Below are 13,868 nucleotides of genomic sequence, written 5' to 3'. Positions count from 1 at the left end.
TGAGGCCCGTGCCCGCCGCCGTACTGGCCGGGGCCCGGGCCGCCATAGGGCGGCTGCCCGCCGTACGGGGGCTGCGGGGCCGGGCGGCCGCCGCCCTGCGCGGGCGGGTAGCCGTACGCCGGGCCACCGCCCTGGGGGCCCGGGTGCCCTCCCTGGTGCGGTCCCTGTCGGGGTCCTTGCTGTGCGCGGTTGTCCCGGCCGCCGCGTCCGCTCCTGAATCCAGCCACGGAATCGAACGTACCTGGTCTGGCGGGGTGCGGTCGTCCGTCCTGTGGAGGAGAGCGGGTTTGCGGCTGACCTGTGACAACCCCTAGGGGGACCCTGAAGGGATTGCCCCAGGTCAGCGGTGGTGGCTAGCGCCCGAGTACGGCTCCGTACGTCAACGGGGCGGAAGTGGCCGGAAGGGAGAGGGAGTTGGGAGTGAGGGCGGTGGTGCCGGGCGGCACGGCGCCGGGCGCGGCCCACACGCCACCGGACGAGGCGTTCTCACCGGGGGCCGAGACGGCCAGGTCGGGCTTGCCGTCCTTGTCGTGGTCGCCGGTGGCGAGGGCCGCGCCGAAGCGGTCACCGGCCTCGGCGGCACCGGGGACCTGGTAGGTGTCCTGGTGGAACGAGTAGCCGTTGGCGACGCCGTCGCCGAGTTCGTCGTCCGCGCTGAGGATGCCCTTCTCGCCGCCGAACAGGACGGTGGCGGTGCCCGCCGCCTTCTTGCCGCCGCCGCTGCCGATCGCCTCGCCGGGCGCTCCCACGATCAGGTCGTCGCGGCCGTCGCCGTTGACGTCCGCGGCGGCGACGGCCTCACCGAAGCCGTCGCCGGTCTCGGCGGCGCCGGGGACGCCCGGGGTGTCCTGGTTGAGGGTCTGGGCGCGGGAGCCGAAGGAGCCGTTGGGGTTGCCGTAGCGGATGTGCACGCCGCCGCCCTTGGTGAGCTCCTCGGGGCCGCACGGGTCGTCGATGTTCTCGTCGGCGATCTCACGGCAGTTGCCGAGGGCCAGGTCGTCGAGGCCGTCGCCGTTGAAGTCGCCGGTGGCGAAGGCGGAGGTGGCGCCGTTGCTGTTGGACCAGGAGAGGAGGAGGCGGCGCTCCTGCTTGTCGTAGCGGTAGAGCATGACGTGGGACTGGGTGTACGGCTGCTGTTTCGTGTAGTACGCGACGGCGAGGTCGGTGAGGCCGTCGTCGTCGAAGTCGCCGGTGGACAGGACGGGGGCGCGGCCGCCCATCCGGTTGCCCATGCCCGGCTCGGTCCGCGCGGCGCGCGGGTCGTAGTTGACGACGACCTTGTCCGTGCCGCCGATGGCCAGGTCGGCCCTCTTGTCGCCGTTGAAGTCGGCGGCGGCGAGGGCGTTGCCGTACGCGTCCTTGGCCTTGGCGCCGCGGCCCGCGGAGTTGGCGGCGCCGAAGCCGCCGTCCGCGCCGTACACCACGGTCACGTTGCCGGCGTCCACGCGGCCGTCGACGTCCTCGCCGGGCGCGCCGATCGCGAGGTCCGCGTGCCCGTCGCCGTTCACGTCGGTGACGGCCACGGCCGCGCCGAACCGGTCCCGGGCCTCCGGGGTGCCCGGCACGTTCGCGGTGGACTGCGTGATGCGTACGTTGCCACTGGCGCGCAGGCCCCGGGGGCCGCCCCAGACGACGCTCACGTACCCGGCCGCGGCCTTGCCGCCGACGGTCGCGGCGGGGACGCCGACGGCGAGGTCGGCGTAGCCGTCGCCGTTGAAGTCCGCCTTGGCGGGGGCGGGGCGTTCGGCGCGGGGGGCCGCCGTTGCCGGCGGGGCTGCGACCGTGAGCAGGCCGCCGGTCAGGGCCACGGTGGCCGTGGCGGCGGCCAGGTGCAGTCGGCGGCCGGGTCTGTGAGGCATGGGGTCTCTCTTCTGTGGTGTGGTGTGTGGGGTGCGGGTGGGTTGGTTCTCGCGGGGGCGCCCCAGTCCCGCCCCTTCTCCGAAACCGGGCGTCCGGCGATTGAGGACGAGGCGCGGAGCGCCGAAGGGCGGGGGAAAGGGGCGCAGCCCCAGATACAGCAGGAGGGCCGGGGAGCGTCAGCTCCCCAGGACCGCCCCGTACGACCGCGCCCCCGCGAGCCCCAGCTTCGCGGGCGTCACCGACACCTGCGCTGCCGGCCGGTCCTTCGGGGTGCCGTACCAGACGCCGCCGGACGAGGCGTTCTCGCCGGGGGCGGCCACCGCCGAGTCGGGGTACGTGTCGCCGTTGTAGTCGCCCACGGCGACCGCCGCACCGAAGCGGTCACCCGCCTCGGCCGTGCCGGGGACGCCCGGGGAGGTCTGGTTGACGCCGCTGCCGTAGAGCTCCTTGCCGGTGCCGGTGGACTCCAGGATCCAGTACGCGCCGGCGGCCTTGTCGCTGCCGACCGACTCGGCACTCGCGCCCGCGATCAGCTCGTCGCCGTCCTCGCGGTCCAGGTCGCCCACGGCGAGCGCCGCGCCGAAGTTGTCCTCGGCCTCGGCGTTGCCGTCGACCCGGGGCGTGTCCTGGTTCGTGCAGGAGACGGCGCCGCCCAGCGTCGTACCGGACTTGCCGTACACGGTGGCGATCGCGCCGCCGAGACGGTCCGCGCAGAAGCCCTCGTCGCCCTCCTCGGCCTCGGGGTTGGGCTGGACCTGGCCGAGGGCGAGGTCGGCGGTGCCGTCGCCGTCGAAGTCGCCGGTGGCCAGGGACGTCGCGGTGTCGCCCGCGCGCCACGTCGCCTTCCACGCCCCGGACCCCGTGCCGTACACCGCCGTGCCCGCGATCTCCATGCCCCCGTACGTCACCGCGAGGTCGTCGCGGCCGTCCGCGTCGAAGTCCCCGGACGTCACCGCGCGGGGGCCGCTGAAGTGCCAGCTGTCGACGCGCTGCAGGGCCGCGGGGGACCCGGCCTTGAACGGGCCGGGGCGCGTCTCCATCGCGGCGCTCTCGTCGTTCTTCGAGCTCAGCGCGATGTCCCGGTCGCCGTCCCCGTCGTAGTCGCCGGTGGTGACGAGGCCGCCGATCTGATGGCCCGCGTACGCGCCGTTGGCGGCCGTGAAGCCGCCCTTGATGCCGGACTTCGCGCCCCAGAGGATGGTGAGCGTGCCCGCGGATGCCCCTGCGTCGTTGTCCTCGCCGGGTGTGCCGACGACGATGTCCGTGATGCCGTCGCCGTTCATGTCGGCGGGCGACACCGCGTATCCGAAGCCGTCGTCCTTCTCCACGGTGCCGGGAACCCCGGCGGTGCCCTGGCTGACGGTCGTCGAACCGTGGCCGCCCAGGCCCTTCTTGCCGCCCCAGACCACGTTCACGTAGCCCGCTTTGGCCTTGCCGCCGACGGTCGCGCCGGGGACGCCGACTGCGAGGTCCGCGTAGCCGTCGCCGTTGAAGTCCGACTTCGGCTTCGGCGCGGGCCCGGCCGCGGTGGCCGACGTCGCGGACAGGCCCGCGACGCCGAGTACGGTCGCCGCGCACAACACTGCGGCGGAGAGGGTCTTCTTACGCAAGGTGTCTCCAAGTAGCCGAAGAGGTACGTGAGTTCGAGGGCCGCGGGCGGGAGTCGGCGTTCAGCGCAGCGTCTCGCCGAAGCCTCGCCCCGCGCCGCCCACGCCGAAGTCCGAGCCATTGAACGAGGTCGCGTACGACGACGTGAGACCCGTCGTCGTACCGCGAAGGACCCACACGGCGCCCGCGTCCGCCGAGCTGCCGATGTCTTCGCCGCGCGCGCCGGTCGACAGGTCGGCCCTGCCGTTCTTGTTGATGTCCTTCAGGCGCACGGAGGACCCGAAGTGGTCGTTCTTCTCGGCGACTCCGGGGACGCCCGCCGTCTCCTGGTGCCAGGACTTGCCGCCGGTCAGGCCCCCGTTCGCCGCGCCCTTGAACAGGGTCACGCTCCCCGTGCCCGGAATGGTTCCGACCTGTTCGCCGGGCGCGCCCACCGCGATGTCCGCGCGGCCGTCGCCGGTCACGTCGCCCGCGGCCACCGCCGAGCCGAAGGCGTCGCCCGCCTCGTCCGCGCCGGGCACGCCCGCGGTGTCCTGCGTGTACGTCACGGGCGCGCCGAGCTTGCTGTCGGCGCCGTAACGGACGCTGAACGAACCGCCCTTGCCCGCGCGCGGGTTGCCGGTGACGAGGTCGTCGTAGCCGTCGCCGTTGACGTCGGCCCCCGCGAGCGGGCCGCGCGTCGCCGTCGCGTCGTCGCCCTCGGCCAGCACGCCGGACCAGTAGCCGAGGTCGCCCGCGCCGCCCTTCATGTACGCGGTGTAGGCGCCGCCGTCCGCGCGCTCGCCCGCGAGGATGTAGGTGTAACCGTCCTTGTTCGTGAAGTGGCCCGCGGCCATGTCGTCCAGGCGGACGCCCTTGGGCAGGAAGTCGGTCTCCAGCGGGATCGCGTGGCCGTCCTGCGGGTCGCCGTCGGCGTAGAACCACCAGTGGCTGCCGCTGATCACCGCGAGGTTGGCCACCTCGTCGCCGTCGATGTCGACGAAGGACGCGGCCTCGCCGAAGCGGTGGTCGCCTGCGCTCGGCGCGGTGAGGGTCTTGCCGCCCGTCTTGAAGCCGTTCTTGCCGCCCCAGACGAGGGTGACCGTGCCGTCGGGCTTGTTCGCCACCTTCTCGCCGGGCGCGCCGACGATCAGGTCGGCGTAGCCGTCGCGGTTCACGTCGCCGCTGGTGACGTTCTCGCCGAACTCGTCGCCGGTCTCGGTGGTTCCGGGGACCCCGGCGGTGTTCTGCGTGACGGTCGTCGCGTGCGACGTGCCCACTCCGGAGGCCGAACCGTACGTGACCGTAACGGAGTTGCCGTTCGGCGCGCCCACCGCCAGGTCCCGGTAGCCGTCCCCGTTGAAGTCGTCCTTCAGGGCGGCCGGGGCCGCGGTGGCCGTGCCCGCCAGGGGCAGGGTCAGCCCTCCGGCGGTGAGGGCTGCGGCGGCGACCGCAACGGCCAGGTTCCTTGCGCGCACGTGGGGCTCCCGGGAGGGGACGGGGAAGTGGACGGGGGGTGAATGCGTGGTGAGGCTCGGGGGGTGTGACTGGCGGCGCGGGGGAAAGGTTGTGCGAGCCGGGGGCTTCTGGGCCCGGCTGCTTGCTTCCTCGCGCGAGGGCGGTGGCTGCTGTTCCGCCCAACGGGGCGGCTTCCAGGGGTACGTTCGAGGTGTCCAGCTTTGAACGGAGGCGCCGGTATGCCCGAGACCCCCGACACCGGTGAGGTACCTCAACTCACCTTCGGCCAGCGCGTCCAGCGCGCGCGGACCCGTACGGGCAGGACACGTGCGTACGTCGCGGACGTGATGGGCCACTCCGAGGAGTGGGTGAAGGCCATCGAGCGGGGCACCATCGCCATGCCCCGGCTGCCCAAGCTGCTGCGGCTCGCGCAGGTCCTCGGGGTCGAGGACATCGCGGAGCTCACCGGAGACGACCGCATCGCAGCCGCCAGTTTCACCAAGGCCGAGCACCGGCAACTGCCTGTCGTCAAGCAAGCCTTGAACAAGCACCAGCTGGCTGCCGTCGACCGACCGGCCGAGCCGGTCGAGGTGCTCGACGCCAGGTTGCGGCAGGCGTGGAAGCTGTGGCACGCGGCTGAACGGCCCGCATCCCGGCGGGATTTGGGCGAGGGCAACCGCACCCGCATCGGCCGCCTCCTGCCCGCACTGCTCGCCGACACCAGGCACGCCGCCCGCACCCTCGAAGGAGCGGACCGCCGCAGGGCGCTCATGGCGCAGGCCGAGGCGTACCACCTGGCGCAGTTGTTCCTGTCCTTCCAGCCCGCCCCGGACCTGATCATGCTCACCGGAGACCGGGCGATGACGGCGGCGCAGGACGCCGACAGCCCGCGCGCCATCGCCGCCGCGGCCTGGTACGTCAACCACGTCCACCGCGACGCGGGCGAAGCGGCCGAGGCGCGGGTCGAACTCGCCGAGCAGGCCGCCGCCCTGCTGCCGGACACGGAGGACCCGGAGAGCATCGCCCGCCGTGGGCTGCTGTACCTGGCGGTGGCTCTGTCCTACGCCAAGACGGGGCAGGCGGGAGACGCCTGGCGGTACTGGGACAAGGCCGACGCGGCCGCGCGCAGGCTCGGTGACGACTACGCGCACCCGTGGCTGATCTTCGGCCGGGGAATCGTCGGCGGGTACGCCATCACCATGCACAACGACCTGGTGCAACCGGGCAAGGCGTTGGAGGTCGCGGACGCCCTGAACCTGCGCCAGATCCCCTCGGCCACCCGCCGCTCGTACCACCTCATCGAGACAGCGCGGGCGCACGGCCTGCTCAACGAGGGCGCGGCCGTCGTGTCGTACCTGCAACGCGCCCATCGGGAGTCCCCGGAGACCATCCAGTTCAACCTCTACACGCGGTCGGCGCTGCCGGGCCTGGTGACGTCGGGGCCGCGGATGGTGAGGGAGGACGCGGAAGAACTGGCGCGGGAGCTCGGCGTGCCTGTCTGATCACGTAGGGGGTAGCAACGCTGCCCCTTGGCGAGGGGGTACGGGCCCTGCCCCTGGCAGGGCCCGGGCGCATTTACGGTCAGTCCCGTGACCCGAATCCCCCCGCCCCCGAGGCCCCCGGTGACCCTGCCCGAACGCGACAAACGCCTGATCAGCGCATGGCTCGCGGGGGCCGATGCCCACCCGGGCGCCGTCCACGCCGCCTGGGCGGACCGCGGCCTCGCCCTGCTCCCCCTCGGCCACCGGTTCGACGCGATCCGCGTACCCGCCGCCCGCGTGCACGCCGCCGTCCACAGCGACGATGCGCGAACCGTGGCCGCGTTCCTGGGCGACTGGCTCGCAGGCACCGTCATCCGCGACACCCGCAGTGGCCTCGGCCCGTACTACGTCCTTATCGCCCCGGACTCCGCCTGGAACGGCATGGAAGAACGGCTGAGCACCGGCACCTTCCTCGGCGTCCCGCGCCTCGGCCACCCCGTCTCGACGCTCACGCGCTGGGTGGTCCCGCCCACGGCCCCCGGCGACCTGTGCGACCCCGCGCACCTGAGCGCGTTGCTCATGACCGCCGAGACCCTGAAGGCGGTCGAGCCGTGAGCGCCGCCGCCACCGCCGCTGAGCTCGACGCGCGGGCGACGGCCGTCTACGCCGACTTCATGGGCCACTTGTACGGATGCCGCCCGTGCCAGCGCGGCGACTACTGCACTGCGGGCACGCGCATGCGAGCGGCGTGGAAGGCGGCCAGGAACACCTCCCTGCGAGCCCACCGGGCTAGTCGAACCCCTCCGTGGAGAACGTGACCCCCGGCTCCCGGGACACCGGACCCTCCGCCCCCGCCCTGCCGGGATACACCTCCACCCGGTCCCGGCCCTGCCCCCAAGCGGTGCGGACGACCAGATCCGCCCGCCGGTCCCCGTCGAAGTCGGCCACCTTCAGGACCTGGACGGCCCCCTCCCGGCCCCGGGAGGGCACCAGCGTCGCCGTGGCGTTGGCCGCGAGGCCCGTCGCGCGACCCCGGTACACCCACACCTCGCCGGGCCCGCCCCCGCCCACGACCAGCTCGCTGCGGCCGTCCCCGTCGAGGTCGCCCGCGTACACGGTCGCGTTCCGTACGGCGAGCGCCCCGCGCGCGGCGCCCGGCACGTCGTACCGAAGCGCGATGCCGCCCGGCGCCGCGAGCGCCGCGTCCGTGCCCTTGCCCCGGCCGAACGCGCCGAAGGCCACAGCGGTGCTCGCGGGGAACAGGACGCCGGTACGGGTGGGGCCCTTGGGGCCGCCGAGGACCAGGCTCCCCTTCGAGGCGCGCCCCTCCTCGCGGACGACCAGGTCGTCGTAGCCGTCACCGTTCACATCGACGGCGGGCGCGCCGGTGGCGAGGTCGTTGCCGGGGGCGGTGATCGGTTTGCCCGCCGCATGCGGGGAGCCTTTGCGCGTGAACGGGCCGCGCAGATACGTCAGATGGGCCCCGCTCGCGTGCAGTACGAGGTCGTGCGCCCCGTCGCCGTCGAAGTCGCCGCACACCGGCTGGTCCGCCCAGTCGTTGCCGAGCCTGGCCCGCGCGGGCACCTGGAGCTTGACGGCCTTGCCGGTGAGCCCGGTGGGGGAGCCGAAGAGGAGCTGGAGCGGGACCGGGGGCTGCCCCTGTCCGTCGTAGGGCGGGTCCGTCGACACCAGGAGGTCCGTGAAGCCGTCCTCGTCCAGGTCGCAGGACGCCTCCGACTCGAACGCGGCGGGCAACTCACCTTTCGTACGGGCGCCGTTGGCGCGTGCGGTCAGCAACTGGCGGGCGCCGGGGACGAGGCCGCCGCGGCGGCTTCCGTAGACGACGCCGATGCCGGGGTCGTCGCCCTGGCCGCGGTGCGCGAGCGCGTCCAGGACCAGGTCGCGGGCGCCGTCGCCGTTGAAGTCGTCCGGCACCTTGCTGCCCTTGCCGCGGGGGACGGGCTGGTGGGGCGCGCTCTTGTTCGCGAGGTCGGCGGATGCGGGGCGGGAGGGGGAGTTGTCGCCGTCACCGCCGCCGCTGCACCCCGCGAGGACCAGGGTGCCGCCGATGACGGCGGCCAGCAGACGTCTTCCGGAACCCCTCATGCCCCATCCACCCCTACTCGTCCCTACGTCACCGCATGACTTCATGCTCACGACAGAACCGACAGCACCACAGGTTTACACGAACGACGAGGGGCCGGTCCCGCCCCCAGGCGAAACCGGCCCCTCGTACCGCGACTACGTGCCTACGTACCTACTTGACCGGCTCCGGCTCCGGCGCGTCCGCCGACTCCTCGTCGCCCGCCGGGTCCACCGGCGTCTTCACCGAGTCCAGGAGCAGCTGCGCCACGTCCACGACCTGGAGCGACTCCTTCGCGGCGCCATCGTTCTTCTTGCCGTTCACGGAGTCCGTGAGCATCACGAGGCAGAACGGGCAGGCCGTCGACACGATGTCCGGGTTGAGGGACAGCGCCTCGTCCACGCGCTCGGTGTTGATGCGCTTGCCGATGCGCTCCTCCATCCACATCCGCGCGCCGCCGGCGCCGCAGCAGAAGCCGCGCTCCTTGTGGCGGTGCATCTCCTGCTGGCGCAGGCCCGGGACCTTGTCCATGATCTCGCGCGGCGGCGTGTAGATCTTGTTGTGGCGGCCCAGGTAGCACGGGTCGTGGTAGGTGATCAGGCCCTCGACCGGCGTGACCGGGATCAGCTTGCCCTCGTCGATGAGGTGCTGGAGCAGCTGGGTGTGGTGGATGACCTCGTAGTCGCCGCCGAGCTGCGGATACTCGTTGCCGAGGGTGTTGAGGCAGTGCGGGCAGGTCGCGACGATCTTCTTCGCGGACTTCGGCTTCTTCGTCGACTCGTCCTCGTCGTCCTCACCGAACGCCATGTTCAGGGAGGCCACGTTCTCCGCGCCCAGCTGCTGGAACAGCGGCTCGTTGCCGAGACGGCGGGCCGAGTCACCGGTGCACTTCTCGTCGCCGCCCATGATCGCGAACTTGACGCCCGCCATGTGCAGGAGCTCCGCGAACGCCTTGGTGGTCTTCTTCGCGCGGTCCTCCAGGGCGCCGGCGCAGCCGACCCAGTAGAGGTACTCGACCTCGGTGAGGTCCTCGATGTCCTTGCCGACGACCGGCACCTCGAAGTCGACTTCCTTGGTCCACTCGAGGCGCTGCTTCTTGGCGAGGCCCCAGGGATTGCCCTTCTTCTCCAGGTTCTTGAGCATCGTGCCCGCCTCGGACGGGAACGCGGACTCGATCATCACCTGGTAGCGGCGCATGTCGACGATGTGGTCGATGTGCTCGATGTCGACCGGGCACTGCTCGACGCAGGCGCCGCAGGTGGTGCAGGACCACAGGACGTCGGGGTCGATGACGCCGTTCTCCTCGGCGGTGCCGATGAGGGGGCGCTCGGCCTCCGCCAGGGCCGCGGCGGGGACGTCGGCGAGCTGCTCGGCCGTCGCCTTCTCCTCGCCCTCCATCGTCTTGCCGCCACCGGCCAGCAGATACGGGGCCTTGGCGTGCGCGTGGTCGCGCAGCGACATGATCAGGAGCTTGGGGGAGAGCGGCTTGCCGGTGTTCCAGGCGGGGCACTGCGACTGGCAGCGGCCGCACTCCGTGCACGTGGAGAAGTCCAGCAGGCCCTTCCAGGAGAACTGCTCGACCTGGGAGACGCCGAACGTGTCGTCCTCGCCCGGGTCCTCCCAGTCGATCTGCTTGCCGCCGCTGGTCATGGGCTGGAGCTCACCGAGGGCGGTGGAGCCGTCCGCCTCGCGCTTGAACCAGATGTTGGGGAAGGCCAGGAAGCGGTGCCAGGCGACGCCCATGTCGGTCTTCAGGGCGACCGTGATCATCCAGATGAAGGAGGTCGCGATCTTCAGGCCCGCGAAGAAGTACGTGAGGTTCTGGAGCGTCGAGACGTCCATGCCCCCGAACCACGAGACGAACGGGTACGAGATGAAGAACGACGCCTCGTAGCCGTCCACGTGGTGCTGGGCGCCCTCCAGGGCGTGCAGCGTGAAGATGCAGACGCCGACGATGAGGATGACGCCCTCGACGAAGTACGCCTGGCCGGTGTTCGAGCCCGCGAAGCGGGACTTGCGGCCGGGCCGGCCGGGCCTGCTCAGCTGCCGTACGACGATCAGGGTCAGGATGCCGAGCACGGTCATGGTGCCGAGGAACTCGACGAACATGTTGTACGGCGCCCAGTCACCGATGATCGGCAGCATCCAGTCGGCCTTGAAGAGCTGGCCGATGGCGTTGACGATCGTGAGGAGCAGCGAGAAGAAGCCCACCGCGACGAACCAGTGCGCCACTCCGACGATGCCCCACCGGTTCATCCGGGTGTGGCCGAGGAACTCCTTGGCCACGGTGAGCGTTCGTTGGGCGGGCGCGTCGGTTCGGGTGCCGGCGGGCACGGGCTGGCCGAGCCGCATGAACTGGTAGATCTGCACGATGGCACGGCCGAACAGCGCGACGCCGACCGCGATTAGGACCAGCGACACGATGATCGCGGCGAGTTGCATGGGGGCTCCCCGGGCCTGCGAGGCGAACTATTACTAAGCGGTAACTTATGCAGTCCGTCTGAGACTACCCACTTACTTCGCCGCACTGTAGCCAGGCCGGCGGTGATCTGCGTCGCTCAGGTACGCCTTGCTCCCTGCGCGCTCTCCTCCGGCCGCCCGGCGTCGCGGCCTATGGGGCTTCGCCCCTTCCCCCCCCTTGTCGGCGCTTCGCGCCTCGCCCTCAAGCGCCGGGCGGGCTGGTCCCTCGACTTGCGCGTAAGGGCGGGATAAGAGTTGAGTCGGGGTGACTCAGCTCTGTTGACGCAAGGAAACCCCTGATGCATCCTTGAGTCAGTTCCACTCAAGTAGGTATCTGGAGGAAAACGAAATGGCACGTGCGGTCGGCATCGACCTGGGCACGACTAACTCCGTCGTCAGCGTTCTGGAGGGCGGCGAGCCCACCGTCATCACCAACGCCGAGGGTGCCAGGACCACGCCGTCCGTCGTCGCCTTCGCGAAGAACGGTGAAGTGCTGGTCGGCGAGGTTGCGAAGCGCCAGGCGGTCACCAACGTCGACAGGACCATCCGCTCCGTCAAGCGCCACATGGGCACTGACTGGAAGGTGGACATCGACGACAAGAACTTCAACCCGCAGCAGATCAGCGCCTTCATCCTGCAGAAGCTGAAGCGCGACGCCGAGTCCTACCTGGGCGAGAAGGTCACGGACGCGGTCATCACCGTGCCCGCGTACTTCAACGACTCCGAGCGCCAGGCGACGAAGGAGGCCGGCGAGATCGCGGGCCTGAACGTCCTGCGCATCGTCAACGAGCCCACCGCCGCCGCCCTGGCGTACGGCCTGGACAAGGACGACCAGACGATTCTCGTCTTCGACCTCGGTGGCGGCACCTTCGACGTGTCCCTCCTGGAGATCGGTGACGGCGTCGTCGAGGTGAAGGCCACCAACGGCGACAACCACCTCGGTGGTGACGACTGGGACCAGCGCGTCGTCGACTACCTGGTCAAGCAGTTCAACAACGGCCACGGCGTGGACCTCTCCAAGGACAAGATGGCGCTCCAGCGCCTGCGCGAGGCCGCCGAGAAGGCGAAGATCGAGCTGTCCTCCTCCACGGAGACCACGATCAACCTGCCGTACATCACGGCGTCCGCCGAGGGCCCCCTGCACCTGGACGAGAAGCTCACGCGCGCCCAGTTCCAGCAGCTCACGTCCGACCTCCTGGAGCGCTGCAAGACGCCGTTCCACAACGTCATCAAGGACGCGGGCATCCAGCTCTCCGAGATCGACCACGTCGTTCTCGTCGGCGGTTCCACCCGCATGCCCGCCGTCGCCGAGCTCGTCAAGGAGCTGACCGGCGGCAACGAGGCCAACAAGGGCGTGAACCCGGACGAGGTCGTCGCCATCGGCGCCGCCCTGCAGGCCGGTGTCCTCAAGGGCGAGGTCAAGGACGTCCTGCTCCTCGACGTCACCCCGCTGTCCCTCGGCATCGAGACCAAGGGCGGCATCATGACGAAGCTCATCGAGCGGAACACGACGATCCCGACCAAGCGGTCCGAGATCTTCACCACCGCCGAGGACAACCAGCCCTCCGTGCAGATCCAGGTCTACCAGGGCGAGCGCGAGATCGCGGCGTACAACAAGAAGCTCGGAATGTTCGAGCTCACCGGTCTGCCCCCGGCGCCCCGCGGCGTCCCGCAGATCGAGGTGTCCTTCGACATCGACGCCAACGGCATCATGCACGTGACCGCGAAGGACCTCGGCACGGGCAAGGAGCAGAAGATGACCGTCACCGGTGGCTCCTCGCTGCCGAAGGACGAGGTCAACCGGATGCGCGAAGAGGCCGAGAAGTACGCGGACGAGGACCACGCCCGTCGCGAGGCCGCCGAGTCCCGCAACCAGGGCGAGCAGCTCGTCTACCAGACGGAGAAGTTCCTCAAGGACAACGAGGACAAGGTCCCGGGTGACGTCAAGACCGAGGTCGAGACCGCCGTCGGCGAGCTGAAGGAGAAGCTCAAGGGCGAGGACACGGCCGAGATCCGCACCGCCACGGAGAAGGTCGCCGCCGTCTCCCAGAAGCTGGGCCAGGCGATGTACGCCGACGCCCAGGCCGCGGGTGCCGCGGCCGGCGCCGAGGGCGCTGCCCCCGGTGACGAGGCGCCGAACATGTCCAAGGACGACGACGTGGTGGACGCCGAGATCGTCGACGACGAGAAGCCCGGTGACGCGAAGGGCGGCGCTGCCTGATGACGGAGGAGACCCCGGGCTTCGGCGAGAACGCCGAGCAGCCCGACGTCCCCTCCGGCGGCGCCACCCCTGACGACAAGGCGCCGCAGGCCGACGGGCCCTCCACCGAGGAGGGCCCGGCGGCCCCGGCCGGGGACGCGAACCAGGCGGCAGGTCTGACGGCCCAGCTGGACCAGGTGCGTACGGCGCTCAACGAGCGCACCGCGGACCTCCAGCGGCTGCAGGCCGAGTATCAGAACTACCGCCGGCGCGTCGAGCGGGACAAGGTGACGGTCAAGGAGATCGCCGCGGCGAACCTCCTGACCGAACTGCTCCCGACGCTCGACGACGTCGGCCGCGCGCGGGAACACGGCGAGCTGGTCGGCGGCTTCAAGTCGGTCGCCGAGGCGCTGGAGACCGTCGTCGCCAAGATGGGTCTGCAGCAGTTCGGCAAGGAGGGCGAGCCCTTCGACCCGACGATCCACGAAGCGCTGATGCACAGCTACGCACCGGACGTCACCGAGACGACGTGCGTCGCGATCCTCCAGCCGGGGTATCGCATCGGCGAGCGTGTCGTGCGCCCCGCGCGCGTGGCCGTGGCCGAGCCGCAGCCCGGCGCGCAGACGGTGAAGTCCGAGACGCCCGAGGGCGACGAGGCCGCGCCGGACGCGGAGGGCAAGGCCGACGGCGCCGAAGGCGCCCAGGACAAGGAGAGCGGTGGCCCGGACGAGGGCTGACG

Annotated in this window: 9 protein-coding genes and 1 pseudogene; 4 read left to right on the top strand and 6 right to left on the bottom strand. The window is 71.4% G+C overall.

The annotated features are described in order from the left end of the window. The 4 genes and pseudogenes from STRAU_RS42845 to STRAU_RS03110 all read right to left on the bottom strand — a co-directional run. Window positions 1-227: pseudogene (locus tag STRAU_RS42845) on the bottom strand (YIP1 family protein); the annotation flags it as partial. A 126-nt stretch (window positions 228-353) separates the two neighbouring features. Then, window positions 354-1,859, bottom strand: coding sequence for an FG-GAP-like repeat-containing protein (locus STRAU_RS03120; protein ID WP_016638774.1), 1,506 nt, complete (start codon window positions 1,857-1,859; stop codon window positions 354-356). A 177-nt stretch (window positions 1,860-2,036) separates the two neighbouring features. Further along, entirely contained in the window at window positions 2,037-3,470 is a 1,434-nt protein-coding gene (locus STRAU_RS03115; RefSeq protein ID WP_016638773.1) for an FG-GAP-like repeat-containing protein, read from the bottom strand. A 60-nt stretch (window positions 3,471-3,530) separates the two neighbouring features. Beyond that, window positions 3,531-4,925, bottom strand: coding sequence for an FG-GAP and VCBS repeat-containing protein (locus STRAU_RS03110; RefSeq protein WP_016638772.1), 1,395 nt, complete (start codon window positions 4,923-4,925; stop codon window positions 3,531-3,533). Window positions 4,926-5,144: 219 nt separating this feature from the next. On the opposite strand from STRAU_RS03110, the gene STRAU_RS03105 reads away from it, so the two are divergent. Then, window positions 5,145-6,407 carry a helix-turn-helix domain-containing protein gene (locus tag STRAU_RS03105; protein WP_016638771.1) on the top strand — a complete coding sequence of 421 codons (1,263 nt, stop codon included), beginning with the start codon at window positions 5,145-5,147 and terminating at the stop codon, window positions 6,405-6,407. Window positions 6,408-6,494: 87 nt separating this feature from the next. After that, on the top strand, window positions 6,495-7,001 hold the full coding sequence (locus tag STRAU_RS03100; RefSeq protein WP_259299810.1) for a hypothetical protein: 507 nt from the start codon (window positions 6,495-6,497) through the stop codon (window positions 6,999-7,001). A 174-nt stretch (window positions 7,002-7,175) separates the two neighbouring features. Here the strand turns inward: STRAU_RS03100 and STRAU_RS03095 are convergent, their stop codons facing one another. Beyond that, a complete protein-coding gene (locus tag STRAU_RS03095; RefSeq protein ID WP_016638769.1) occupies window positions 7,176-8,492 on the bottom strand; it encodes an FG-GAP repeat domain-containing protein in 1,317 nt (438 codons plus the stop codon). Window positions 8,493-8,643: 151 nt separating this feature from the next. Continuing rightward, window positions 8,644-10,911 carry a (Fe-S)-binding protein gene (locus STRAU_RS03090; RefSeq protein WP_016638768.1) on the bottom strand — a complete coding sequence of 756 codons (2,268 nt, stop codon included), beginning with the start codon at window positions 10,909-10,911 and terminating at the stop codon, window positions 8,644-8,646. A gap of 367 nt (window positions 10,912-11,278) precedes the next feature. Between STRAU_RS03090 and dnaK the strand changes: the two genes are divergently transcribed. Both dnaK and grpE read left to right on the top strand, forming a co-directional pair. Next, a complete protein-coding gene (dnaK, locus tag STRAU_RS03085; RefSeq protein ID WP_016638767.1) occupies window positions 11,279-13,150 on the top strand; it encodes a molecular chaperone DnaK in 1,872 nt (623 codons plus the stop codon). Then, on the top strand, window positions 13,150-13,866 hold the full coding sequence (gene grpE, locus STRAU_RS03080) for a nucleotide exchange factor GrpE (RefSeq protein ID WP_016638766.1): 717 nt from the start codon (window positions 13,150-13,152) through the stop codon (window positions 13,864-13,866). The genes dnaK and grpE overlap by 1 nt, the downstream gene beginning before the upstream one ends. The last annotated feature ends 2 nt before the right edge of the window (window positions 13,867-13,868 follow it).

The sequence above is a fragment of the Streptomyces aurantiacus JA 4570 genome (genome assembly GCF_000414115.1).
Classification (GTDB): Bacteria; Actinomycetota; Actinomycetes; order Streptomycetales; family Streptomycetaceae; genus Streptomyces; species Streptomyces aurantiacus_A.
This window is presented reverse-complemented; position numbering and strand designations above follow the sequence as displayed.

Excerpts from the sequence above, each read along its gene's own strand:
- STRAU_RS03095 (WP_016638769.1), bottom strand. The coding sequence starts at position 8,492 with ATGAGGGGTTCCGGAAGACGTCTGCTGGCCGCCGTCATCGGCGGCACC.
- STRAU_RS03120 (WP_016638774.1), bottom strand. The coding sequence starts at position 1,859 with ATGCCTCACAGACCCGGCCGCCGACTGCACCTGGCCGCCGCCACGGCC.
- STRAU_RS03105 (WP_016638771.1), top strand. The coding sequence starts at position 5,145 with ATGCCCGAGACCCCCGACACCGGTGAGGTACCTCAACTCACCTTCGGC.
- dnaK (WP_016638767.1), top strand. The coding sequence starts at position 11,279 with ATGGCACGTGCGGTCGGCATCGACCTGGGCACGACTAACTCCGTCGTC.
- grpE (WP_016638766.1), top strand. The coding sequence starts at position 13,150 with ATGACGGAGGAGACCCCGGGCTTCGGCGAGAACGCCGAGCAGCCCGAC.
- STRAU_RS03090 (WP_016638768.1), bottom strand. The coding sequence starts at position 10,911 with ATGCAACTCGCCGCGATCATCGTGTCGCTGGTCCTAATCGCGGTCGGC.